Below are 24,624 nucleotides of genomic sequence, written 5' to 3'. Positions count from 1 at the left end.
TCAAGCTACGCCGCCAGGCCTAGCGCCGGCGCCATTCCACCATGGCGATGGTGGCACCGCTGATGCAGATGACGGCGATGCCAAGCCACGTGATCTCGTCCGGGAAGTGCCCCCAGACGAGCCAGCCCATGGTCGTGGCAGAGACAATCTGCAGATACATGAAGGGCGCAAGCAGGGACGCTGGTGCGCGGCGAAACGCCTGGATCTGGAAGAGGTGACCGAGCGCGCCGGAGACGCCCGTCGAGATGAGCACGAGCCATTGCCACACGGTGAGCGAGCCCAGCAGGTCGAGCATGGGCGGCAGGGTGACGGGCAGCGACAGCGTCAGGAGGACGGTGCCCACCAGGCCGCTCCAGACCAGCGTGGTGAGTGGATCATCGCCAGCCACGCGACGCGTGGCAATGAACTGCAGCGCGAAGCACATCGCCGTGCCCAGGCCGAACAGCACGCCGATGGGGTCCAGGCCGGAGCCTGGCCGAACCACGATGAGCATGCCCCCGAATGCCACGCCTGCCGCGACCCAGCGCGAGACATGGCGGGGCTCGCCCAGGAGCCAGGGCGAGATCGCGAGCACGATCAGGGGTGCCAGGAAGTTGATCGACGTGGCCTCGGCCAACGGCAGGCGCGTGAGGGTCGTGAAGAACATCAGGGTGGCGCCGAGCATGACCACGCCACGCAGCAGCTGGCCGCTCAGGTGGCGGGTGCGCAGCAGCCGGCGTCCGCGTGAAGGCAGGGCCAGCGACACGACGAGGATCAAATGTACCGCGTAACGCACGAAGCAGAGGATGCCCAGCGACAACCCAGTCTGCATGACCCATTTGCCACTGGCGTCCAGTGTGGAAAGACACCATTGCGAGAGCAGGACGAAGGCAACGGCAGTGAGCGGATGAACGAGGAGAGGCGAGGGCGATGACATGCGAAGCGCGGCGTGCAACACCGCTTGTTGGAGTTCGGCTCGAGACCGTATTCTTTCACACACCATGATCGACCTGCGCAATATCGAGACGTTCTACTGGGTGGCGAACCTGGGCAGCTTTCGCGCGTGTGCGGAAAAGCTCAATACGACGCAACCAGCCATATCCCAGCGCATTGCCTCCCTGGAGGATTCGCTGGGCGTCAAACTCTTCGTGCGTGACGCGCGCGGCGTCACGCTCACCGCCAAGGGGCATGAGCTCCTGGGGCAGGCCGAACATATGCTGCAGGTGCGGCAGGACATGCTGCAGACAGCGCGTGCCGAGAACGTGATGCAGGGCAGCGTGCGCATCGGCGTGGCCGAGACCATCGTCCAGACCTGGCTCGTGGACTTCATCCAGCAGGTGCATGCCACCTATCCGTTGCTCGAACTGCAGATCGACGTGGACACGAGCGACGTGATGCGCTCGCAGTTGCTGTCGCGCCACCTGGACGTGGCGTTCATGCTCGGGCCCTTGCGGGAGCCGCGGGTGGAGAACCTGCCCCTGGGGGGCTACCCCTTGGCCTGGGTGGCCAGCCCGTCGCTCGATCTGCCCCCCGAGCCCCTCGAACTCGCGCAGGTCGCCCAGTTTCCGATCATCACGTATCCGGCCCACAGCCGGCCCTACCAGGTGTTGCGCGACATGCTGGTACGTGGGGGCGTGGCGCATCCGCGCATGTACGGCAGTGCCTCGCTGTCGATGGTGGCGCGCATGGCGCTCGCGCGCATCGGGGTGGCGGTGATCACGCCGGTCTTCCTGGCCAAGGAGTTGAGCGCGGGCACGCTCAGACTCATCGACGTACGGTCCGGACCGCTGCCCGACCCCGTCTTCACGGCAACGTGGATGCAGGGCCCGGACGGCCATATCAAGCACGCGCTGGCCCGTCTTGCCCACGAGACGGCCCGCGCGTCCCGGCCACCCATCTTCGAGTCGTTCTAATGGATTTCCCTAAAAGGGTTAAGTAAAATTTATATCCCGGCATCCGATCTTACGATTGGACGCACCCGAAGGCTTGCGTTGCAATGCGGTGACACTGTTCATCGGCCTGCGGGCCCGCACGTAGCCGCGTTTTTCCGCTCGCGGCCGGCTACGGCCCGCCCGCAGCTCACCTGGTGAACAGGCTGACCGCGTCCACCTCGGCTGACGGGAGCCTGGACTGCGCTGATTCCCGCATCCTTCGGAGTTCGACATGAAGAAAGTCCTCGCACTGGCCGCCGTCCTTGCCGCCGGCATCGTCCACGCCCAGGATCTGCCCAAGACCCAGCTCACCGTTGTCGGTGGCTTCAGCAACCTGACGGCCTACACGGAACACGAGCAGCCGTTCTGGACCAAGACCATTCCTGAGAAGTCCAACGGCCAAGTGACTGCGCGCATCCGCGGCCTGAACGAAATGGGCTTGAAGGGTCCGGAAATGCTGCGCCTGATGTCCCAGGGCGTGATCCAGATCGGTACGGCGCCGCTGTCCTACTTCGCCAGCGACAATCCGATCAACGAAGCCATCGACCTCGCCGGCCTGTCCACCGACGTCGAGACCGCTCGCAAGGTCACCGAAGCGTTCGAGCCCATCTACGCCAAACTTTACGACGGAGAAGCCAACGCGCGCCTGCTGGGCATCTCGACCTATCCCGGCCAAGTGCTCTTCTGCAACGCGCCCATTCAGGGTCTGGCCGACGTCAAGGGCAAGAAGGTCCGTACCAGCAGCCGCACCACGGCCGAGTTCGTGGAAGCTCTGGGTGGCACCAGCGTGACCATGGCCTTCGGCGAAGTGGTGCCTGCGCTGCAGAACCGCGTCGTGGATTGCGCCATCACCGGCTCCATGTCGGGCTACTCGGCCAAGTGGTATGAGGTGTCGACCCACCTGTATGCCATGCCGATCAACTGGAACCAGATGATCCACGCCGTGAACCAGAAGACCTGGAGCTCGCTGGATCCCAAGGTGCAGACGTTCCTGCAGGAAAACTTCGATCAGCTGGTGGACGACATCTGGACGGCTGCCGCCCGCGAAACGCAGGAAGGCTTTGATTGCAACACGGGTGCCGCCGCCTGCACGCGCGAGGTCAAGGGCAAGATGACGCTCGTCGAGCCGACCGACGCCGACCGTGCGCTGCTGCGCAAGGTGCTGGAAGAATCTGTGCTGCCCAAGTGGGCGGCGCGTTGCTCCGAGCAGTGCGTCAATGACTTCAATGCCACCATCGCCCCGATCGTGGGCGTGACTGCCAAGCGTTGATCGTCCCGCGTCCGGCGCCCCGCGCGCCGGACTGTCTTTGCCCGGTGCGTCGCGCTGGCGCGCCGTACGGAGTTCCCCTATGACCCAATCTCCCCCGAGCGCTCGGCTGGGTGGCCTATGGCGTTGCGCCGAGACGCTCTCGCGCGTGGCCGTCTGGGCCGGCGGTGCGCTTACGCTCGCGAGCGTGCTCCTCATCTCATTCGATGTCCTCGCCCGGCGCTTCTTCGGTTTCAACACGGGCGGTGCTGACGAACTGTCGAGCTACGCCTTTGCCATCAGTACGTCCTGGGCGCTCGCCTTCGCGGTTCTGCAACGGGCGAATGTTCGTGTCGACGTGGTTTACCAGTACTTGCCCGTGCGCGTGTCGGCCATTTTCGATTGGCTTGCCATCGTGTCGCTGGGCGTGTTCCTGGGCTTCATGACTTTCTACGCGTTCGATGTGGTGCACACGTCCTGGACGAGCCAGGCCGCCGCCAACACGCCGCTCGGCACGCCGCTCTGGATCCCGCAGGGCCTGTGGTTTCTCGGTCTGGTCTGGATGTGCGTCGTTCTCGCCCTGATGCTCGTGCGTTCAAGCACGGCGCTCATCACGGGCGACATCGCGCTCGTGAAGGCGATCTGCGGCGTGCGCTCTGCCCAGGAAGAGGCCGAGGAGGAGGCCGCCTCGGGTGAACGGCTTGTCGCGGAGGCCCGCCGATGATCTCCACTGCTCTCATTTTGCTGCTCGTGCTCATCGGCGCCAGCATTCCCGTTGCCGCCGCACTCGGCGTGTTGGGCCTGATCCTCGATCCGCTCTTCAGCTTCCTCCCGCTGTCGCGGGCCATGGGCGAACTCTCCTGGGGCACCAACAACGAATTCCTCCTGGTCGCGATTCCGCTCTTCATCCTGCTAGGTGAGATCCTGCTGCGCTCCGGGATCGCCGAGCGTATGTATGCGGCGATGAGCCTTTGGCTCTCGTGGTTGCCGGGCGGCCTCATGCACGCCAACATCGGCGCCTCCACGCTGTTCTCGGCCACTTCTGGCTCCAGCGTGGCCACGGCCGCGACGGTGGGCACGGTGGCACTGCCGCAATTGAAGCGTTACGGATACAACGAGCCGCTGTTTCTCGGCAGCCTCGCGGCGGGTGGCACGCTCGGCATCTTGATCCCGCCTTCGATCAATTTGGTGCTCTACGGCGTGCTCACGAATTCGTCGGTCCCGCAACTGTATCTGGCCGGCTTGCTGCCGGGATTGCTGCTGGCCGTGCTTTTCATGGTGACGGTGATCGTGGCGTGCGTGGCGCGGCCACGCTGGGGTGGTCAACGCGTACGGGCAACGTGGGGCGAGCGCCTGCGCGCCCTCTGGCATCTGGTGCCCCCCGCCTTGATCTTCCTGCTCGTCGTGGGCTCGATCTACGCCGGTATCGCGACACCTACCGAAGCTGCCGCCCTCGGCGTGCTGGGTGCATTGATACTCGCGGCATTCATGCGTCGGCTTACGGTCTCGATGCTGCGCGATGCGGTCGAGGGCACCATGCGCTCGACGGCCATGATCATGCTGATCGTAATCGCCGCAGCGTTCCTGAACTTCGTGCTTGCCGCCACGGGGGTCACCGACGCCATCGTGAGTTCGATCCAGGGCCTGGGGCTGTCACCCGGCTGGATGCTGCTCATCATCGTGATCTTCTACCTGATCCTGGGCTGCTTCATGGAGACGCTGTCCATGATGATCACGACGATCCCCATCGTCGCGCCCATCATGATCGCGCTGGGTTTCGACCCGATCTGGCTCGGCATCGTCATCATCATCCTCGTGGAGGCCGCGCTCATCACGCCGCCGGTCGGGCTGAACCTCTTCGTCGTGCAAAGCCTTCGCAAGAGCGGTTCGATGACGCCGGTGATCATCGGCAGCATCCCGTTCGTGCTGGCGATGTTCGTCATGATCGGCCTGCTGGTGCTGTTCCCCGGCCTGGCCCTGTGGCTGCCTGAAGTCTTCCGCTGATCTTTCTCATCGCGGTCACAGCAATCCGTCTGTGACCGCTCATCGCATATCCATCATGACAGTTGAATTCGACATCATCGGCGCAAGCGCCAGCCAGGCCCTTCGGGTGGACTTTACCGACCTCGTGATCGCTGGCTGGGCCGGTCGTGACCAGGCCGCCATCGAGCATCACATCGAAGAGCTCGCCGCCATCGGCGTGCCGCGTCCGAGCGCGACGCCGCTCTTCTATCGCGTGGCGGCGAATCAGCTCACGCAGGCCGACCGGGTGCAGATGGTCGGTGAGCAGACGTCTGGCGAAGTGGAAGCCTTCGTCTTCAGCGCTGGCGGCGTGGCCTATGTCAGCATCGCCTCAGACCATACCGACCGCGAGCTCGAGGCCCACAGCGTGGCGCTCTCCAAGCAGGTGTGTGCCAAGCCCGTGGCCCGTCAGGCCTGGCGCCTGGACGAGGTCGTCGGCCACTGGGATGACCTCGTCATCCGATCCTGGATCGAAGAGGACGGCAAGACCGTGTCGTACCAGGAAGGTCCGCTCGCCAGCCTGCGCACGCCGGCCGATCTCATCGCGGGTTACGCCAATGGCGCATCGCAATTGCCCGATGGCGTCGGCATGACCTGCGGCACCGTGCCTGTCATCGGCGGCATCCGTCCGGCGTCGACCTTCACGATGGAGCTCTATGATCCCAAGCGCGACCGCGCGCTGCGCCATACCTATGCCATCGACGTGCTGCCTGTGGTCGCCTGACCGAAACGCTTGTCTGCCGGCCCCGTGAGGGCCGGTTTCTCCTTGGAGTTTGCATGTACCCCACACTGCGTCAACTGCGGGCCGACCTGGACGCCGGCCGCACCACGTCTGTCGCGCTGACCGAGGCCGCACTGGCGCGCGCGAGCGATGCCGCAGGCGAGGGCGCACGCGTGTTCACGCGGCGCTTCGACGAACGCGCCCTGGCGCAGGCGAAGGCTGCCGACATCCTGCGGGCAGCCGGCCAAGTGCGCTCGGTGCTCGATGGCATTCCCGTGTCGGTGAAGGATCTGTTCGATACGGCGGGAGAGCCGACCACGGCAGGCTCCGTCGTACTGAACGATGCCGCGCCGGCCGATCAGGACGCCCTCGTGGTGCAACGCCTCATCGCCGCGGGCGCGGTGATCGTCGGCAAGACGAACATGACCGAGTTCGCCTATTCGGGCCTGGGCATCAACCCCCACTACGGCACGCCGCGCAACGCCTGGGATCGTGAGACGGGTCGCATTCCCGGGGGCTCGTCCTCGGGTGCCGCCGTCTCCGTGACGGACGGCATGGCCGCCCTGGCCATCGGCTCGGATACTGGCGGTTCGGTGCGCATCCCTTCCGCGCTGTGCGGCCTGACGGGCTTCAAGCCCACGGCAAGCCGCGTCAGCATGGACGGCGTGCTGCCGCTGTCTGCCCACCTGGATTCGATCGGCCCGCTGGGTGCGAGCGTGGCCTGCGTGGCAGCAGCCGATGCCATCCTGGCGGGTGAGGCGCCCCAGCCGCTCGTGCCGGCCCGCCTGCAAGGCCTGCGCGTGGCCGTGCCCACGACGCTGGTCTTCGATGGCATGGATGACACCGTGGCCAAGGCGTTCGACGCCGCGATCGCCAAGCTCGAGGCCGCCGGTGCGCGCGTCGAGCGTATCGAGGTGCCGGAGTTCACGCAGCTCGCGGGCATCAACGCCAAGGGGGGCTTCACGGCGGCCGAAGCCTGGGCCTGGCATCGCGCGCTGATCGAGCGGGCGGGCAACGGCTATGATCCGCGCGTCGTCTCGCGCATCCGCCGGGGTGCTGACATCTCTGCGGCCGATTTCATCGATCTCTTGGCGGCCCGCCAGTCGTGGATCGCTGCGGTCGAGGCGCGCATCGCCGGCTATGACGTGCTCGCGCTGCCGACCGTACCGGTCATCGCGCCGACGATCGAAGCCCTGACCGCTTCGGACGAGGCGTACTACGCGGCCAACGGCCTGATCCTGCGCAACGCCACCTTCATCAATTTCCTCGACGGCTGCGGCCTGTCGCTGCCGTGCCACGCGCCAGGGACGGCGCCCGTGGGCCTGATGTTGGCGGCACCCGCCGGCCATGACGCCCGCGTGCTGGCCATCGGCGCCGCCGTCGAAGCCCGGCTGCAAGCGTGATGCGCCCGGGCGGTCTGGCCTCTGCCGTGTCGGGTCGTGACCAGACCGAGTGCCTTTCGACGGGACGGCCGTGTCGTCCGTCATCTCAAGGATCTTCGTAATGTCGACTTCTTCCTTCGTGCCGGGCAATCCCGGCCATGAGGCGCGTCTGCGCATTCGCGCGGGCGGCCATCTTGGTCAGACCGCGGGCATGGCCCCCGGCCACGTGCAAGGCAATCTGGCCATCCTGCCGGCAGACCTCGCCTCCGACTTCCTGCGCTTTTGCCAGCGCAACCCCAAGCCGTGCCCCTTGATCGGGGTGTCCGAGCCGGGTGACCCCTTCCTGCCCACGTTGGGGGTGGACGTGGACATCCGTACGGATCTGCCGCGCTATCGCGTCTGGCGCGATGGCGTGATGACGGACGAGCCGACGGACATCCGCGCGCTCTGGCGCGACGATCTGGTGTCCTTTCTCATCGGCTGCTCGTTCTCGTTCGAGGAGGCCATGCTGCTCAATGGCCTGCCGGTACGGCACATCGAACAGGGCTCGAACCCGCCGATGTACCGGACCAACCTCATGACGCAGCCCGCGGGCCCGTTCCATGGCCCGGTGGTGGTGTCCATGCGGCCGATGAAGACGGCCGAGGCCATCCGTGCGATCGAGGTCACCTCGCGCTTTCCGTCGGTGCATGGATCCCCCGTGCACTTTGGCAACCCGGCCGAGATCGGGATCGCCGATCTGTACTCGCCCGATTACGGCGACATGGTCGAGATCCGCGACGGCGAGATTCCCGTGTTCTGGGCCTGTGGCGTCACGCCCCAGGCGGTGGTCGCTGCGGCCAAGCCAGTGTTCTGCATCACGCACTCCCCGGGCCACATGCTGATCACGGACCTCATCAACGCCCGTCTGGCGGTGTGAGTGTCGTGCGTGCAGGCCGTCAGGCCCGCACGAGCAGCCAGGCGGCAGCCAGCGTGGCGAGCAATGTCGCCGTGAGCAGCGGCCAGCGGGTGAGCGCGGTTTCTCCATGGTCGCCCATGCGCGTGAGCCAGTGCGCCACCCATTGCCGCGTGGCGTCGAGGGTAAGGTCCAAGGCATCGATGGCGCGGCGCAAGGCCTGACCGGGCCAGCGCCACACGGGGGTACGCCCGATGGCGACGAGGAGCCAGAGCACGTCGCCCTCAGGCAACCACGTCGGCGTCCGGCGCCGTGTGAGGACTGCGATCGCGCCCAGGGTCAGCCCGGCCAGCACGGGCCATGTTGCTGCCCACCACGTTGACGGCGCCACGGCGGCTAGGATGTCGTCCGTGGACAGCGCCACTGGCACGAACCCGACGACGGCCACCGCGGCACACAATGCTGCCCAGGGCGCGAACAGGCCCGGCTTGGCGTCTTGCGCCTGCAGTCGTGCCGCCAGCCACAGAAACCGCGCCATGAGCAGCGTCGTGCCGATGGCGGCCAGCGGGAGTGCGATCTCCAGCCCCGCATACAGGCCTTCTGGCAGGCTCGGCAAGGTTTCCTTCATGGCCCCCTTGGCAATGGCGCCGCTGGTGAGCGGCGCGCCCGCCAGCGCCAGCGCGGGCAAGAAGAGCACGCCCAGCACCGCCCGACGCGCGCGCGGCGAGCCGGCGCCTTCCACGCAGCCCACGCCCAGGAAGAGCGCACCCTTGGCAAATCCGTGATGCACGGCATAGACGACCAGTGCAGCCAGGGCCGGCACGGCGGCCTCGGGCGAGTACCAGGCCATGCCGAACACCGCGATCATGAGCCCCATCTGGCTGACAGTGGAGTAGGCGAGCACCGCCTTGGGCCGCGACTGCACACAGCCGTACAGCGCAGCGCCGAGGGCGCCCGCCAGGCCCAGGACGATGAGTGCGATGCCCACGTCAGGTCGGGTGACGTCGCCGGCGGGCAGCAGCGTGAGCCAACCCAGCAGACCCGCCTTGACCATGGCGCCCGACAGCACCGCGCTGGCCGGCGTGGGTGCCTCCGGGTGGGCCAGGGGCAACCACACGTGCAGCGGAATGAGGGCGGCCTTCACGCCCAGGCCCGCCAGCAGCAGGGCGATGGCGAGATCGCTATCCTGGATGGCAGCGCGCAGGTCTGCCGGGGCGAGGGACTCGGCGCCGGCCACGGCCAGCCACAGCGCGGGCAGGATCAGCGCCTCGCCCAGTACCACGAGCACCAGATACACCGCGCCGGCCCGCCGGGCCGCGTCCGTGCTGGTGTGCACGATCAGGCCATAGGCCGCCAGGCTCATCGTGAGAAAGCCGAGGTAGAACGTGACGGCATCCGCGGCCACCACCAGCAGCAGATTGCCGGCCTGGGTGACGAGGAAGGCCGCGAGGTGCCGCAGGCGATGTGGGTCCTTCACGTGATAGGCCGACGCGTAGTGGCCGGCAGCCAGCCACAGGCCGGCCGTCAGCACGAGGAACACGCGGCTCGTTTCATCCAGGCCGAGCCGCGTGCCGACGAGCAGCCAGGGCAGCGACACGGTGTCGGCAGGCCAGCCTGCGAGTGCCACCACGAGCGCGGGTAGCGCGGCCCAGGGCGCGCACCGCCAGACGGTGTCGCGCCACGCCGGTACGGCGAGCGCCACGGCCAGGAGCAATGGCACCAGGGGCACGCCGAGTAGGACGAGAGTATTCATCATGGCTCAGGGCTCCGGGGCGACGCCGTAGTAGGTCCGTTCGGCGATGACTTGTGCCCAATCCAGCGGGCTCAGCGGCAGACCGGCGAAGAGCCCGGCGCCGATCGAGGCGGCCGCCGTGAGGACGGGCGGCACCGTCATCCACCAGCCCAGGGGCTGGGTGGGCTTGGCGTCCTGCGCCTGCGCCGGCGCGAGGAACCATCCGGCCACCAGCATGGGCAGGAAATACGCGGCGTTGAGCACGGTGGAGCCCACCAGCACCGCGAGCACCCAGGGCTGCCCGGCATCAAGCGCACCGCCGGCCAGATACCACTTGCTCACGAATCCGGCCACGGGCGGCAGCCCAATCATGCCCAGCGCGCCGACGGTAAAGGCCGCCATGGTCCAGGGCATGCGCCGCCCGAGCCCGCGCATCTCGTCGACAGTGTGCACGCCACGCGCCGTCATCATGTTGCCGGCGCAGAAGAAGAGGGTGATCTTCATGAGCCCCTGATGCACGATGTGCACAAGCGCACCGATGGTGGCGATCGGGCTGGCGAGGCAGGCGCCCAGGATGATGTAGGAGAGCTGGCTGACCGTGGAGTAGGCAAGCCGTTTCTTGATCTCGCGCTGGAAGATCGCCCGGATCGAGCCATATAGAATCGTGAACGCCGCGACGACGGCCAGCACGGCCGTGCCGGCATAGACCTGCGAGAAGCTCAACCCCACGATGTCGTAGAGCACCCGCACGATGCCGAACGCACCTGCCTTGACGACGGCGACCGCATGCAGCAAGGCACTGACCGGGGCTGGCGCGACCATGGCGCTGGGCAACCAGCCATGGAAGGGTGCGAGCGCGGCTTTCACGCCCATGCCCGCGATAAGCAGCGCGAAAATCACCGCGAGCATCACCGGCGCTTCGGTGTTCAGCGCCGCCCAGGAGTTGCCGGCGTGAAAGGCGAGATCGCCGCCCAGCACATGCAGGCCCAGCGTGCCGAGCAGCACCGCCACCCCGCCCGTCAGCGTATAGGCGAGATAGCGTCTACCTGCGGCCAGGGCTTGGGGCGTGCCTGTGTGCACCACCAGCGGGTAGGTGGCAATGGTCAGGAATTCGTAGAAGTAGAGAAAGGTGATGAGGTTGCCCGACAGCGCGATCCCGGTGGATGCCGTCACGGACAGGCTGAAGAAACCGAAGAAGCGCGAGCGATCCTGGTGGCGTTTCAGGTAGCCGATCGCATAGATCGTCGTGACGAGCCATAGCCCGGCCGACAGAGTGACGAACTGCAGGGTGAGGGGATCCGCCCGCAACACCAGGTCGAGCCCGGGAAGAAAGGCGATCCGGGCTTCGAACGTCTGTCCCGCCAGTACGCCATCGAGCAAGAGCAGTACGAGGACGACCTTGGCGAGGGCACCCGCCAGGTTGAGCGAAATGCGCCAGCGGGTCTGGGTCTCGCCCAGGAAGAAGATCACGAGACCCGGGAAGAAGGACGTGAGGAGAATGGCCACGAGCAGCCAGCCGCCGCTCGTCTCGGCACGTGGGGAGGCGGCCTCGGCCAACGCCACCCCGACGTCGAGCAGATTCAGGGGCAGGGCAGCCGCCACACCCAGTACCACCGCCAGCACAGCCAGCGCCATGGCAAGCCACTCCAGGGGGCGTGGCACGGGCTTGGGCATGATCGGCTCGGCGCCCTCGGGCGGCTTGGCCAGCGCCGCCTGCAGGACTTTGACGATGTAGGCTCCCGTGAGCAGCCCGCCCACGGCGAGCACGGCCACCCAGCCCCAGGCCGCCTGCTGCCAGGCCGCCTCGAGCAGCAGCCATTTGCCGACGAAGCCGCCGGCCGGGGGCAAGCCCATCAGGCTCACGCCGGCCAGCCCCATGGCCAGCAGGCTCATGCGGCATGCGGCGGGGCGTGGGGCCGATCGCGAGCCCGCGGGCAGCGGCGGCCCGCCAGCGAGCCAGGGCAGGCGAGCGAGCGCATCCGTGCCAATGGCGATCATCACGTTGCCCGCGGCCAGGAACAACGCAGCCTTCGCCAGGCCGTGCGCGATGGCCTGGAAGAAGCCGCCGCTCCAGGCGAGCGACGGTGTCTCGGGAAAGAGCGGGAAGAGCAGAAAGAGATAGCCGATCTGCGCGACCGTGGAATACGCGATGAGCGGCTTGAGCCGATCCTGACGCAAGGCCTGCAGCGAGCCCCAGAGGATGGCACCCGCGCCCGCCAGGCCCATCAACGTCGCCACGCCATCGAGCTCGAGCGCGTCGAACGGCCCCAGCCAGAGCCGCACCAGGAGATAGAACCAGGCCTTGATGACGAGCGCTGAGAGCACGGCGCTCACCGGCGCCGCCGCAGAGCCGTGGGCGGCGGGCAGCCAGGTATGGAAGGGAAAGAGGGCGGTCTTGGCGACGAGCCCGGCCACGATGAGCGCGAAGGCCGTCCACGCCGTGGGGCCTGCCGGCAGACGCTCCGTGACGAGCCCCAGGTCCAGCGTGCCCGTCGCGCCGTAGATCAGGCCGACGCCGGCCAGATACAGCAGCGAGCCGAAAAGCGCGACGAGCAGGTAGCGCATGGCAGCCGACAACGCCTCGCGCTTGCCGGAATCGGCCACGAGCATGACGGCGGCGAGCGTGATGAGCTCCATCGCCACGTACAGATTGAAGAGATCGACCGAAACGAAAAGTGCGTTCAGACCGGCCCAGAGAAAGTAATAGAGCGGCCAGAAGCGGCGCGCCACGGCGCGTTCCTGGGCGTTGGCGGCGACCCAACCGTGCCAGGCCGCGGCGCTGGCCACCACCGCGGTGAGCAGCACGAGCGCGGCTGACACGCCATCGGCGGCCAGGCCGATCCCCACCGGGGCGGCCCAGCCTCCCAGCGCGTGACGCACCGGCTCGCCTGCCATCACGGCATGCGCGAGCATGCCCGCGACCACCAGGACAAGCACGGGCCCCGCAACGTGAAGGATGCGGGCCGCCGCACCTCGGGCGAACAGGGCAAGGAGGGCGAGACACAGCGGGACGAGCGGGACGGCGAGCAGCAGCGCGGCGTCATGGGTCATGACGTCATTCACCGGGCGAGTCCTCCTCGCGGCGAAGGTCGTGCTGGCGCTTGAGCAGCACCAGCGCGAAGGCGCTCGCACTCACGGCCACCACGATGCCGGTGAGCACCATGGCGTGAGGGATCGGGTCCGGCGGCCCGCCCGGCACGCGCCGGGCGATGGCGACGAACATCAGGAAGACGGCAGAACTCATCACGTTCAACGCCAGGATGCGCCGCAGGACGTTGCCGCTGCGCGCGAGCGCGTGGAATGCAAGGGCCAGCAGCATCGCCGCGGCGCCGCCATAGACGAGGAGCTCGGGCGAATGGGTCATGGCGTCAGGTGTTGAGAAGGTTCGCGGGGCGGCTGTGCGTCGGCGGTGTAGAGCGCGAGCAGCATGCCGCCGATGGCCAGCGTGAGAGCGCCTTCCAGGATCAGGATGCCGACGTAGGTCCAGCCTGCGGGCCAGCCCAGAAAGCCCGCGCCGCCGAGGGCGCCTGCGCCACCGGCGATCAGGAATGCGGCGAGACCCAGACTGAGCACGGCACGCCAGCGCCCGTCGTCGCGCGCGGCGAGCCGGTCGCTGCCGGCGAGAAAGAGCAGCACCCCGGCGGCGGCGAGTATGGCGCCCGCGGGGAAGGCCCCGCCCGAGCGGCCCGTGCCGGCCCAGTACAGGTAGACAGCCACCAGCATCATGAACGGGACGAGCACGCCGGCCACCCCCGGCAGCAGGCGGCTCGTGCGGGCGGGCGGCAACGTCTGGCGCGGTGCGGGGCCGGTCGCCCGCAGCATCAGGGCGCCCAGCGCGGCAAGGGCGAGCACGCCCATCTCCAGGAAGGTGTCGTAGGCCCGCAGATCCAGCAGGACTGCCGTGACTGCATTGCTCACCGGGTGCGCGTCGAGCGCCGCCGCATACGGTGCCTGGATGGCCGGCGAGGGCGTCGGCAGGAACCAGAGGCCGGCCGCGACCGCGGCGCCACCGCCCACGCTCAGGATGGCGATCAGCGTGCGTTGCCCCGGACCGGCAGCCGGTGGGTCGTCGTCCTGAGGAGCGTCGTTGAGGCGGCCGCCCGTCGTGTGTCCCAGGGCATCGAGCAGCAATGCGCCGGTCAGGCCCGCGCCGATAGCGGCCTCGGCCAGTGCGATGTCCGGCGCATCCAGACGCACCCAGCACAAGGCCATGAGCAGCCCGAAAGCGATGAAGAGCACGACCGCCGTGAATGCGTCGCGCACGCCCAGGGCCCGCCAGGCCACGTAGACCAGGCCCGCGGCGAGCAGGACGTCGAAGGCAAGCGCGGCCATGGTCACTCCTTGTCGGTCGGCGCGTTCGCCACGCCGCGGGCATGGCGGGCAATGAGGTAGGCGCCCGCCGAGCCCACACCCATGGCGAGCAGCCAGATGAGCCCGAGCTTCACGGCGACGGCCACGCTCTCGCTTTGCAGGATCAAGGCGCTGACCAGGAACCCGAGCCCGAGGTTGTCGGCCTTGGTGAGCGCATGCAGCCGGGTCAGGGTGTCGCCAAACCGCAGCAGGCCCAGGGTCCCGCCAGTGAAGAACACGGCCGAGGCCAGAAGCAGGACGATGGTGACGGCATCGATCATGCTTCGTCCTCCGAAGGGGGGGCGCTGGCTTGTCCCGGCCTGGGCCAGACGCGCGCGACGAAGGCCACGGCGGCCAGCGCGCCCAGCAGAGCGAAGACCAGGGCGGTGTCGCGCAGGGCGGCAACGCCCGTGGCCTGCGCGAGCAGCAGCAGCACCGCCACACCCATCGTGCCAAAGAGCTGGGCGCAGGCCATGCGGTCTGGCGGCGTGGGGCCACGCAACACCCGCGCGAGCCCCACCAGCAGCTGAATCAGCAGCAGGCCAGCCATCGCGTAATAGAGCGTCGTCATGTGGCCTCCCGGGACGTACGACCAAAGAGGGCGCCCACGCGGGCGTCCAGCGTGGCCAGCGATGCCGCCACGGGTAGCGCACGATCGATGGCGTGCAGCGTGAGGTGTTCGTCTTCCAGCCGCGTGGACAGTGTGCCGGGGATGAGGTTGACGATGAGGGTGAAGACGATGCGTTCGGCCTTGCCCATGTGCCCCACCGCGTGCGTCACCAGGACCGGATCGGCCGGAACGGCGGGTGAGAAGGCGCGCCGCACGACGTCCAGGCCACCGGCCACGGACTGCACGAGGAAATAGGGCACGAACGCGATCAGGGCCGTCAGGCGGACCCGCGGCCAGGGCGGTGGCAGCAGGGCAACGCTCGCGAGTGCCGCCGCCACGCTGGCGATCACGCCGAACACGAGCGAGCCGATTGCGCCTTCCGTCACTGCCCACCATGCAACCCCGAAGGCCAGGCTGCGCAACAGGAGCGCGCTGGCAAGTTCGAGCGTCGTGGCGGCGTGGCGACTCAAGGGGGTCGATGGCATGGCTCCTCCGGCTACGGTGTCTGGGCGGGCACCCTACAGAGGGAGCGTCGGTACACGCCATTGGTTCCAGAAGAAAAAAACGTGCCGGACCCTGGCGGGACCGGCACGTTCGGCGCGCGATCGGCGGCAGCGCGAGGCTACATGGCGCTAGGCAGCCAAGTGACGATCTTCGGGAACACTGTGATGATGGCCACAGCCAGCACCAGCAGCAGGAAGAACGGAAACGCCATGCGCACCACTTTCCAGAGATCCAGGCCGGTGATGCCCTGGATCACGAAGAGGTTGAAGCCCACCGGCGGGGTGATCTGGGCCATTTCGACGACGAGGATCAGGTAGATGCCGAACCAGATCGGGTCGATGCCGGCGGCCAGCACCGCGGGCATCAGCACGGCCGTCGTCAGCACGACGATCGAGATGCCGTCCAGGAACGCCCCGAGCAGGATGAAGAAAATTGTCAGCACGAAGATCAGGCCGTAGGTCGACAGACCCATGGCCGAAATCCACGCAGCGACGTTCGCCGGCAGGCCGGTGAAGCTCATCGCGCTCGTGAGATAGGCCGCCCCCATCAGAATGAAGCTGATCATGCAGGATGTGCGCGTGGCCCCCATCAGGCTGGCGAAGAACGACGACCAGGTGAGCGATCGGCCGACGGCGGCGATCACCAGGGCGCCGATCACGCCGATCGTGGCCGCCTCGGTGGCGGTGGCGATGCCGGCATAGATCGAGCCGATCACGCCGGCCACCAGCAAGACCACTGGCAGCAGCAGCCGCAGACGCGCGATGCGCTCGCGCAGCGGGATGGTGGGCTCGGGCGGCGGCACTTTATCCGGATTGTGCAGCGACCAGAGGATGATGAAGCCCGAGAAGAGCACCAGCATCATGAGGCCGGGAATCACGCCCGCGATGAACATCTTGATGATCGACGTTTGTGCCGCGACCCCGTAGACGATCATGACGATCGACGGGGGGATGAGCAGGCCCAGCGTGCCGGCGCCCGCGAGCGAGCCGATGGCCAGGCCGTCCGGATAGCCGCGCTGCTTGAGCGTGGGCAGCGAGATCTTGCCGATCGTGGCGGTGGTGGCCGCCGAGGAGCCCGATACGGCCGCAAAGATGCCGCAGCCGATCACGTTCACGTGCGTGAGACGACCCGGCAGGCGGTTGACCCAAGGCGCAAGCCCGCTGAACATGTCTTCGGCCAGGCGGGTGCGATACAGGATTTCCCCCATCCAGATGAAGAGGGGCAAGGCCGTCAGTGCCCAGCTGGCCGAGGCATCCCAGCTCTTGGTGGCGAAGATGATGCCGGCCGGCGAGCCGGTGAAGAACACGAGGCCGATGAGCCCGCAGCCGATGAGGGCGAACGCCACCCAGACGCCAGCGCCCAGCAGAAGCAGCAGGGCGCCGATCAGGACGATGGCTTGTGTGATGTCACTCATGTTGACCCTCCATGGCCGGCAGCGTGCCGCGCAGGGCCAGCACCAGGTGGCGGACCAGCATGAGTGTGAGCAGGATCAGACCGATCGGCATGGTGATCTGCGGCATCCACAGCGGGATGCGCAGCATGCCTTGAGCGATCTCGTTGTAGGCATACGATTCATACACGAAGTACGTCGCATGCCAGGCGCACCAGGCCGACAGGCCCAGGGCGATCAGCGTGGCGCACACTTCGTACGGGCGCTTGGCGCGTTCCGGCAGGAACTGCAGCAGCAGGGTGACGCGGATGTGATCGCCGCGGACCATGGCATACGGCAGTGCAAGAAAAATGGAACCCGCGAGCGTCCACGCGGCAAAATCATCGGCTGACGGAATTTGGTAACCGAAGAGTCGCGCGACGATCTGCGCGGCAATGAGGGCTCCGATGCCTGCTAAGCAGGCGGCGGCAAGCGCCCCGCTTGCCACGGCAATTCGTTCGAGTGTGGCCATCGCTATCCTTACCTTGTGACTTAGTTGGCGCGGTAGGCGTCGAGCAGCTTCTGACCTTCGTCGCCGCTGCGCTTGAGCCACTCGGCCGTCATCGTTTCGCCGATCTTCTTCAGATCGGCCGTGATCTCAGCCGGCAGCGGGCGCACCGTGATGCCGTTCTTGGTGAGGGTGTCGGTCAGCGACGCGGTGCGCTCGCGAGCCATCTGCCAGCCGCGGGCCTCGGCCTTGGCGGCAGCGTCGAGCACGGCCTGCTTCTGGTCGTCGGGCAGACGGTTGAACGCGCGCTTGTTGACGATCACGTAGCTTTGCGGGATGAAGACCTGGGCGTCGTAGTAGTTCTTCACGTAATCCCAGGCTTGCGTGTCCACGCCCGTGGCGGGCGACGTCAGCATCGAGTCGATCACGCCCGTCGAGAAGGCTTGCGGCACTTCCGGCGTCTGCACGGTGGTGGGCACGGCGCCCATCAGGGTGCCCAGGCGGCTCGTGGAGGCGCTGTAGGCGCGGAAACGCGAGCCGTTCATGTCGGAGAGCTTGCTGATCGGCTGCTTGGTGTAGATGCCTTGCGGGGGCCAGGGCGAGCCGTACAGCAGTACGATGCCTTGGGCGTCGAGCTTTTGTGCGAGTACGGGACGGGTGGCCTTCCAGAGCTTCTCGGACTCGTCGAACGACGGCGCGAGGAACGGGACGCTGTCGACTTCGAAGATCGGATCTTCGTTGCCGCTCGCGGACACGAGCGCTTCGCCGATCTGCACGACGCCTTGCTGCACGCCGCGTTTGACTTCCGGGCGCTTCAACAGCGTGCTATTGGACTGTACGTTGATGTCCAGTTCACCCTTGGTGGCTTCCTTGACATCGGCGGCGAACTGGCGCGCGTTCTGCGTCAGATAGTTCGCATCGGGTTGCTCGGCCGTCATGGTCCAGGTCGTGGCGGCCTGGGCGGCGCCGGTCAGCGCCAGGGCGGCGGCCAGGCTCAGCAGTGCTTTCATGGCAATACCTCTTCTTCAGGGGGAAAAAGGATCACGGCTGGGTCTGCAGGTCTTGCGAGCGCAGGTCCCAGAGCAGTTCGAAGGTGTGAACATTCGCCAAGGCGACGTCCAGTTCGCTCGCCACGAGTCGGCCAGCGGCAGCTGCCGCGGGCTCGGTCGTGGCGTCGATCACCAACACGGGTTCCAGCACGCGGCCTTCCGGGTTTTCCGAGGGCAGCGGGGTGGACAGTTCAGGGTCGGGGGTGAGCACGCGAATCGTGAGCACGCCATCGATCTGCATGGCGGCTTGGACGGCGGCGCCCACACGCTGGGCGACGTCCAGGCTGCCCAGACGGACCATGGCGAGCGCGCCGCCCGTGCCCACACCGGCCAGCGGCGAGACAATCATCACGCGGCGGTTCGTGTTGCGCATGCGCGTGAAGTTCAGGTTCGACCAGGCCGTCTGTTGCTCGAAGGCCTTGCGGTACGGCGCGCTCTGGAAGACGTGCATCGTCTCCGTGCGATACAGCGCGAGGTAGCGGCGCTCGCCTTGCGACGTGCGATAGCGCCGGGCCCAGCGAAAGCCGGCGATGCCGGCGCGCTCGGCCATGTGTTCGCGGTCATACCACTGGTTGAAATCGTCCTCGTGGGCGGGATCGATGTCCGTCCAGATGAAAAGCTCGCCCATGGCGTCGCGGTCTTGGCGGATGTGGGGTTCCACGTATTTCTCCATCGTCGACGTGCCGGTGTGACGTCGTAACAAAAATTATGCGTAGTCGGCAATCGTCGAAGCAAACGGGATATTCAGATACGTCCCGATAAGAAAAACCGATCACAGAGCTCGCGCTCAGGGAGAACCGGCGTTTCGTGCTGGTTCCGTAGAGCAGCGTACTAGGGTAATTCCGGGGGTTCCGGTGCCGGTTCGGCAACGGGGTCCGCGGGCGGCGGTGCCGTTGCATCCTCGGTGCCGGCCGCATACCGACGCACTTCCTCCAGCGCCAGCCCGACGACGGCTTCGGCAAGATTGGCGGTCGGGTCCGGTCGCCAGCTGGCGACCAGCCGCAGGTCAGGCAACGCGCGTTCGCCATGGATCTGGCGGTAGCGTCCGCTGGCAAGCCCTTCGCGCACTGCCGCGACGGGCAGGGCAGCTACTCCCAACCCCGCTTCCACGAATTGCGTACAGGCGGCGATCGAGGAGACGAAGTGTAAGCGAAGATCACGAATGCCCACGCCGTCGAAGAGATCAAGCAGTTGCAGGTGCGGCTGCGAGTAGCGCGGAAAGGTGACAAGCGGGAGCTCGGCCAGCTTGGCCAGGGGCAGTGTCTCAGGCAGCGGGGCGTCGCCGCTGGCGATCCAGCCCATGCGCAGCGTCCCCAGGTCCCGATTGCGCACGCCTTGTCCCACCATCGGGTCCGTCTGCAGGGCGACGTCCACGCCACCTTGCTTGAGCAAATCCTGCAGGCGACGCGTGGATTCGGCCGTGAGCTCGATTTCGAGCTCGGGGTGGCGCTGGTGCAGGCGCCGCACGAACGGGGTGAACCACGTGTGCACGATCGACTCGACGATGCCCAGGCGCACCGTACCGCGCAGGGCGTAGGGACCGACCAACGCACGCCGCATCGCCGCATCGGTATCGAGCATGCGCCGGGCATAGACCATCAACGTGCGCCCCGCGGGCGTGAGCCGTGTATCCCGGCTCCCGCGCTCGAAGAGCTGCTGGTTCAGGTCGTTCTCCAGCGCGGCGATACGCCCGGAAATTGCCGCCTGCGTCAGGTTGAGCTTGCCGGCGGCTGCCTTGAAGCTGCGCAGACGGGCAACCCAGACGAACGTTTCGAGGAAGCGGAGGTTCACGGTGAGGGGCGGCATGCTTGGGCACAGACGCCTCGCCCTCGGCATCAGGCGGGGCGTCTGCGTGGGCAAACCGCACTTTTAAAAAACGTTGACGAATTATCAACAAATTATTATCTTTGCGCCATCGATTCTTTTACGACGTCGTCATGAGCACTGCGTTGATCGCTTCGTCGGAGCATTTGGCCAAGGGCCGTGCGCCCGATCTGTCGGAAGTGGAGTTCGGTCTGATGATCGCCGGGCATGCCTTCGATCGGTGGATCGTGCGGTGCATGGCAGCCGCCGGTCTGCCGGATCTCACGTCCAACGACGTGATGGTGCTGCACCACGTCTACCATCGTCGCCGCGCGAAGAAGCTCGCAGACATCTGCTTCACGCTGAACGTGGAGGACACGCACATCGTGAACTACTCCCTGAAGAAGCTGGAGCGCCTGGGCATGGTCACGGGCGAACGTCAGGGCAAGGAAGTCTTCTACGCCGCCACGGACGAAGCCGAGCGCATCATCCAGCGCTACGTGCAGATCCGCGAGGAATGCCTCATCGAAGGCCTGCAGGCGGCGGCAGGCACCGGGCTGGAAGTCACGCGCCAGCTCGCCAATACCCTGCGGGCGCTGTCCGGCCTGTACGACCAGGCCGCGCGCGCGGCCACGTCGCTGTAATCGGGGCCTGTCGGGTGGCACGCCGTGCTGCCGCCCAAGGCCGTCTGTCCTTTTCTCTTGTCGTCGTGACGCGCCTGCCGGGCTCGCGCGGCGGTTTTCCTGATCAAGGAATCTCATCATGAAGTGGCAATTCTGGGTGGATCGTGGGGGTACGTTCACGGACATCGTGGGCCGACGGCCCGACGGCTCGTTCACCACGGCCAAGATGCTCTCGGAGAACCCAGAGCAGTATCGCGATGCCGCCGTGGCAGGCATCCGCAAGATCCTGGGCCTCGCCCCGGGCGAGCCGGTGCCGGCCGATCAAGTCGAGTGCGTGAAGATGGGCACCACCGTGGCCACCAATGCGCTGCTCGAGCGCAAGGGCGAACGCACGGCGCTGGTCACCACGCGCGGCTTTGCCGATGGCCTGCGCATTGCCTATCAGAACCGTCCGCGTCTCTTTGATCGCCACGTCGTGCTGCCGGATCTGCTGTACGAGACCGTGCTCGAAGCCGACGAGCGTCTGGACGCCGATGGCCAGGTCATCCAGGCCCTGGACGAAGCCGCCTTGCGCCAAAGCCTGCAAGCCTGCTTCGACAGCGGCGTGAAGGCTGTCGCCATCGTCTTCATGCACGCGTGGCGCGAGCCGCGCCACGAAGTCGCTGCCGCTGCCATCGCGCGCGACATCGGTTTCGACCAGGTGTCGGTCTCGCATGAAGTGAGCCCCCTCATCAAGTACGTGGCGCGTGGCGACACCACGGTGGTCGACGCCTACCTGTCGCCCATCCTGAAGCGCTACGTGGACCAGGTCGCCGGCGAGCTGCCCGGCATACGCTTGATGTTCATGCAATCCAGCGGCGGCCTGACCGACGCACACCGCTTCCGCGGCAAGGACGCCATCCTGTCCGGCCCGGCCGGCGGCATCGTTGGCATGGTGCGCACCAGCGAACTCGCCGGGTTCGACCACATCATCGGCTTCGACATGGGTGGCACGTCCACCGACGTGTCGCACTACGCCGGTGAGTTCGAGCGCGAATTCGAGACCCAGGTGGCTGGCGTGCGCATGCGCGCGCCCATGATGAGCATCCATACGGTGGCAGCCGGCGGCGGCTCGATCCTGCACTTCGACGGCGCGCGCCTGCGCGTGGGCCCGGATTCGGCCGGTGCCAACCCCGGTCCGGCGTGCTATCGCCGTGGCGGCCCGCTGGCCGTGACGGACTGCAACGTCCTCCTGGGCAAGATCCAGCCGGAGTTCTTCCCCGCGGTGTTCGGCCCCAACGCCGACCAGCCGCTGGACGTGGCCGTGGTGCGCGAGCGCTTCACCGCCATGGCCGCCGAGGTGCGCGAGGCCCTCGGCCGCGAGATGACGCCGGAGCAGCTGGCCGAAGGCTTCCTCGAGATCGCCGTGGGCAACATGGCCGAAGCCATCAAGCGCATCTCGGTGCAACGTGGCCACGACGTGACCAACTACGTGCTCACCACGTTCGGTGGCGCCGGTGGCCAGCACGCCTGCCTGGTGGCCGATGCCCTGGGCATGTCCAAGGTCTACGCCCACCCGCTGGGTGGCGTGCTCTCGGCCTATGGCATGGGCCTCGCCGACCAGACCGACATGCGTCAACGCACGGTCGAGAAGGTGCTCAACGATGAGCTGATGGCCGAACTCGCCACGGGCCTGGACGAGCTTGCCGCCGAAGCCGGTGGCGAACTGCGCCGCCAGCACGTGCCGGATGCCGACATCAGCCTGCGTCGCAGCGTGCACCTGAAGTACCGCGGCTCGGACACCTCGCTGGACGTCGAATTCGGCGACCAGGCGACGATGCGCGCCGCGTTCGAGGCCGCGTATCGCCAGCGCTTCTCCTTCCTGATGCCCGGTCGTGACCTGATCGTCGAGACGCTGGTCGTGGAAGCGAGCGGGGGCGGCCAGGTTGCGAGCGAGAACGCGGCGACGCGCGAACGCACGAGCGCCTTCGGTGCCCGCGAGCAGGTGCGCATGGTCAGCGGCGGCGAGTGGCGTGACACGCCGCTCTACGTGCGCGAAGACCTCGTGCCCGGCGACGCCGTCGACGGCCCGGCCATCATCTCCGAGCCCAACGGCACCACCGTGGTCGAAGATGGCTGGCGTGCCACTATCACGGATCTCGATCACATCGTGATCGAGCGTGTGGTGCCGCGTGCCGAGCGCCGTGCCATCGGCACCGATGCCGACCCGATCATGCTGGAGGTGTTCAACAACCTCTTCATGTCGATCGCCGAGCAGATGGGCTATCGCCTGCAGAACACCGCGCACTCCGTGAACATCAAGGAGCGCCTGGACTTCTCGTGCGCGATCTTCGACGGCGAGGGCAACCTCATCGCCAACGCCCCGCACATGCCGGTCCACCTGGGCTCCATGGGCGAGACGATCAAGACGGTGATGAACGAGAACGCCGGCAAGATGCAGCCGGGCGACGTGTTCGTGGTGAACGACCCGTACCACGGTGGCACCCACCTGCCGGACGTGACGATCGTGACGCCCGTGTTCGATCGTGCCGGCAAGGACATCCTCTTCTATGTCGGCTCGCGCGGCCACCACGCGGACATCGGCGGCAAGACGCCGGGCTCCATGCCGCCGGATTCGCGCACCATCGACGACGAAGGCGTGCTCTTCACCAACTTCCAGCTGGTGACGCAGGGTCGCCTCAACGACGAGGGCGTGCGCGCGATCCTGGCATCGGGCAAGTACCCCGCGCGCAATGCCGAGCAGAACATCGCCGACATGCAGGCCCAGATTGCCGCCAACGAAAAGGGCGTGCAGGAACTGCTGCGCATGTGCGATCACTTCGGTCTGGACGTGGTCAAGGCCTACATGGGCCACGTGCAGGACAACGCCGAAGAGGCCGTGCGCCGCGTGATCCTCGCGCTGCAGGACGGCAAGTTCAGCCTGCCGCTGGACAATGGCGCGAAGATCGAAGTGTCCATCCAGGTGGACAAGCAGAACCGCAGCGCCGTGGTGGATTTCACCGGCACCTCGCCGCAGCTCACGAACAACTTCAATGCGCCCAAGGCCATCACGGTGGCTGCCGTGCTGTACGTGTTCCGCACGCTCGTCGAAGACGAGATCCCGCTGAACGCCGGGTGCCTGAAGCCCATCGAGATCATCGTGCCCGAAGGCTCGATGCTGCGTCCGCTGCCGCCCGCGTCGGTGGTGGCCGGCAACGTCGAGACCTCGATGTGCGTGGTCAACGCGCTGTACGGCGCGCTGGGTGTCATGTCCTCCAGCCAGAGCACGATGAACAACCTCACGTTCGGCGATGCCCGCTACCAGTACTACGAGACCATCTCGGGCGGTACCGGTGCCGGCGTGGCCACGCTGGGGGTGCCGTGGCAGGAGGCCGAAGGCTTCGATGGCACGTCGGTGGTGCAGTCGCACATGACCAACTCGCGCATGACCGATCCGGAAGTGCTCGAGCTGCGCTACCCGGTGCGTCTGGAGTCCTATGAGATCCGTCGTGGCTCGGGGGGCGCCGGCCGCTGGCGTGGTGGCGATGGTGGCACGCGCCGCCTGCGCTTCCTCTCGCCGATGACGGTGTCCATCCTGTCGAACAGCCGCGTGCACGCGCCGTTCGGCCTGCACGGCGGCGAGCCGGGTGAGTGCGGCCTGAATCGGGTCATCCGCACGGATGGCACGCAGGAAGAGCTGGGTGCGCAGTCGGGTGTCACGGTCAATGCCGGTGACATTATCGAGATCCGCACGCCCGCGGGCGGGGGCTACGGCACGGCGGCGTAAGCCTCGCCGCCAGCCTGGTCTCTGAGAGCGCCGCCACCTTCACGGGTGGCGGCGTTTTTTTGGCTCGTCCGCGCGGCAGCCCGGATCGCGGATGCCGAAAGTCCTGATACAGCCTGAAGCGTTGGCAGGCGTGG

At 67.1% G+C, this 24,624-nt stretch carries 22 protein-coding genes; 9 read left to right on the top strand and 13 right to left on the bottom strand.

Annotation, left to right across the window (positions count from 1 at the left end; all coding sequences use genetic code 11):
* Positions 1-19 precede the first annotated feature (19 nt).
* A complete protein-coding gene (locus IMZ29_RS04600) occupies positions 20-916 on the bottom strand; it encodes a DMT family transporter (protein ID WP_216181124.1) in 897 nt (298 codons plus the stop codon).
* Between the two features lie 64 nt (positions 917-980).
* Between IMZ29_RS04600 and IMZ29_RS04595 the strand changes: the two genes are divergently transcribed.
* The 7 genes from IMZ29_RS04595 to IMZ29_RS04565 all read left to right on the top strand — a co-directional run bounded on the left by IMZ29_RS04595 (position 981) and on the right by IMZ29_RS04565 (position 8,200).
* Positions 981-1,892 carry a LysR family transcriptional regulator gene (locus tag IMZ29_RS04595; protein ID WP_216181121.1) on the top strand — a complete coding sequence of 304 codons (912 nt, stop codon included), beginning with the start codon at positions 981-983 and terminating at the stop codon, positions 1,890-1,892.
* A gap of 250 nt (positions 1,893-2,142) precedes the next feature.
* Entirely contained in the window at positions 2,143-3,180 is a 1,038-nt protein-coding gene (locus tag IMZ29_RS04590; RefSeq protein WP_216181118.1) for a TRAP transporter substrate-binding protein, read from the top strand.
* Positions 3,181-3,259: 79 nt separating this feature from the next.
* Positions 3,260-3,880: a TRAP transporter small permease subunit gene (locus IMZ29_RS04585; RefSeq protein WP_216181115.1), complete on the top strand. Its 621-nt coding sequence runs from the start codon at positions 3,260-3,262 to the stop codon at positions 3,878-3,880.
* The gene (locus IMZ29_RS04580) at positions 3,877-5,160 is read left to right on the top strand and encodes a TRAP transporter large permease (RefSeq protein ID WP_216181112.1); all 1,284 of its coding nucleotides are present in this window, start codon (positions 3,877-3,879) and stop codon (positions 5,158-5,160) included. Before IMZ29_RS04585 ends, IMZ29_RS04580 begins: the two co-directional genes overlap by 4 nt.
* Positions 5,161-5,215: 55 nt before the next feature.
* Entirely contained in the window at positions 5,216-5,902 is a 687-nt protein-coding gene (locus tag IMZ29_RS04575) for a DUF2848 domain-containing protein (protein WP_216181109.1), read from the top strand.
* A 53-nt stretch (positions 5,903-5,955) separates the two neighbouring features.
* Positions 5,956-7,302, top strand: a complete 1,347-nt coding sequence (locus IMZ29_RS04570; RefSeq protein WP_216181106.1) for an amidase — start codon at positions 5,956-5,958, stop codon at positions 7,300-7,302.
* 100 nt (positions 7,303-7,402) lie between these two features.
* Positions 7,403-8,200 (top strand): putative hydro-lyase, encoded by a 798-nt coding sequence (locus tag IMZ29_RS04565; RefSeq protein WP_216181104.1) that lies wholly within the window; start codon positions 7,403-7,405, stop codon positions 8,198-8,200.
* Between the two features lie 19 nt (positions 8,201-8,219).
* On the opposite strand, the gene IMZ29_RS04560 is transcribed toward IMZ29_RS04565, so the two are convergent.
* From IMZ29_RS04560 to IMZ29_RS04505, 12 genes are all read right to left on the bottom strand, one after another.
* Entirely contained in the window at positions 8,220-9,932 is a 1,713-nt protein-coding gene (locus IMZ29_RS04560; protein ID WP_216181102.1) for a complex I subunit 5 family protein, read from the bottom strand.
* 3 nt (positions 9,933-9,935) lie between these two features.
* Positions 9,936-12,959, bottom strand: a complete 3,024-nt coding sequence (locus IMZ29_RS04555; protein WP_216181100.1) for a complex I subunit 5 family protein — start codon at positions 12,957-12,959, stop codon at positions 9,936-9,938.
* Between the two features lie 4 nt (positions 12,960-12,963).
* The gene (locus IMZ29_RS04550) at positions 12,964-13,272 is read right to left on the bottom strand and encodes a sodium:proton antiporter (RefSeq protein ID WP_216181098.1); all 309 of its coding nucleotides are present in this window, start codon (positions 13,270-13,272) and stop codon (positions 12,964-12,966) included.
* On the bottom strand, positions 13,269-14,240 hold the full coding sequence (locus IMZ29_RS04545; protein ID WP_216181096.1) for a hydrogenase subunit MbhD domain-containing protein: 972 nt from the start codon (positions 14,238-14,240) through the stop codon (positions 13,269-13,271). Before IMZ29_RS04545 ends, IMZ29_RS04550 begins: the two co-directional genes overlap by 4 nt.
* A gap of 2 nt (positions 14,241-14,242) precedes the next feature.
* Positions 14,243-14,539: a cation:proton antiporter gene (locus IMZ29_RS04540; protein ID WP_216181094.1), complete on the bottom strand. Its 297-nt coding sequence runs from the start codon at positions 14,537-14,539 to the stop codon at positions 14,243-14,245.
* Positions 14,536-14,829, bottom strand: coding sequence for an MrpF/PhaF family protein (locus IMZ29_RS04535; RefSeq protein ID WP_216181092.1), 294 nt, complete (start codon positions 14,827-14,829; stop codon positions 14,536-14,538). Before IMZ29_RS04535 ends, IMZ29_RS04540 begins: the two co-directional genes overlap by 4 nt.
* Positions 14,826-15,353, bottom strand: a complete 528-nt coding sequence (locus tag IMZ29_RS04530; protein ID WP_216181089.1) for a Na+/H+ antiporter subunit E — start codon at positions 15,351-15,353, stop codon at positions 14,826-14,828. Before IMZ29_RS04530 ends, IMZ29_RS04535 begins: the two co-directional genes overlap by 4 nt.
* 137 nt (positions 15,354-15,490) lie before the next feature.
* Complete coding sequence (locus IMZ29_RS04525; RefSeq protein WP_216181086.1) at positions 15,491-16,786, bottom strand: TRAP transporter large permease; 1,296 nt, start codon at positions 16,784-16,786, stop codon at positions 15,491-15,493.
* On the bottom strand, positions 16,779-17,273 hold the full coding sequence (locus tag IMZ29_RS04520; protein ID WP_216181083.1) for a TRAP transporter small permease: 495 nt from the start codon (positions 17,271-17,273) through the stop codon (positions 16,779-16,781). Before IMZ29_RS04520 ends, IMZ29_RS04525 begins: the two co-directional genes overlap by 8 nt.
* A 20-nt stretch (positions 17,274-17,293) precedes the next feature.
* Positions 17,294-18,259 (bottom strand): TRAP transporter substrate-binding protein, encoded by a 966-nt coding sequence (locus tag IMZ29_RS04515; RefSeq protein WP_216181080.1) that lies wholly within the window; start codon positions 18,257-18,259, stop codon positions 17,294-17,296.
* A gap of 31 nt (positions 18,260-18,290) precedes the next feature.
* Positions 18,291-18,971, bottom strand: coding sequence for a DUF4286 family protein (locus IMZ29_RS04510; protein WP_216181077.1), 681 nt, complete (start codon positions 18,969-18,971; stop codon positions 18,291-18,293).
* 158 nt (positions 18,972-19,129) lie between these two features.
* A complete protein-coding gene (locus IMZ29_RS04505; RefSeq protein WP_253206821.1) occupies positions 19,130-20,104 on the bottom strand; it encodes a LysR family transcriptional regulator in 975 nt (324 codons plus the stop codon).
* 131 nt (positions 20,105-20,235) lie between these two features.
* Here IMZ29_RS04505 and IMZ29_RS04500 point away from each other — a divergent pair, with 131 nt between their 5' ends.
* On the top strand, positions 20,236-20,745 hold the full coding sequence (locus IMZ29_RS04500) for a winged helix DNA-binding protein (protein ID WP_216181074.1): 510 nt from the start codon (positions 20,236-20,238) through the stop codon (positions 20,743-20,745).
* A gap of 118 nt (positions 20,746-20,863) precedes the next feature.
* Positions 20,864-24,490 carry a hydantoinase B/oxoprolinase family protein gene (locus IMZ29_RS04495; protein WP_216181071.1) on the top strand — a complete coding sequence of 1,209 codons (3,627 nt, stop codon included), beginning with the start codon at positions 20,864-20,866 and terminating at the stop codon, positions 24,488-24,490.
* Positions 24,491-24,624 lie beyond the last annotated feature (134 nt).

The sequence above is a fragment of the Verticiella alkaliphila genome (assembly GCF_018904615.1).
Lineage (GTDB): Bacteria > Pseudomonadota > Gammaproteobacteria > Burkholderiales > Burkholderiaceae_B > Verticiella > Verticiella alkaliphila.
This window is presented reverse-complemented; position numbering and strand designations above follow the sequence as displayed.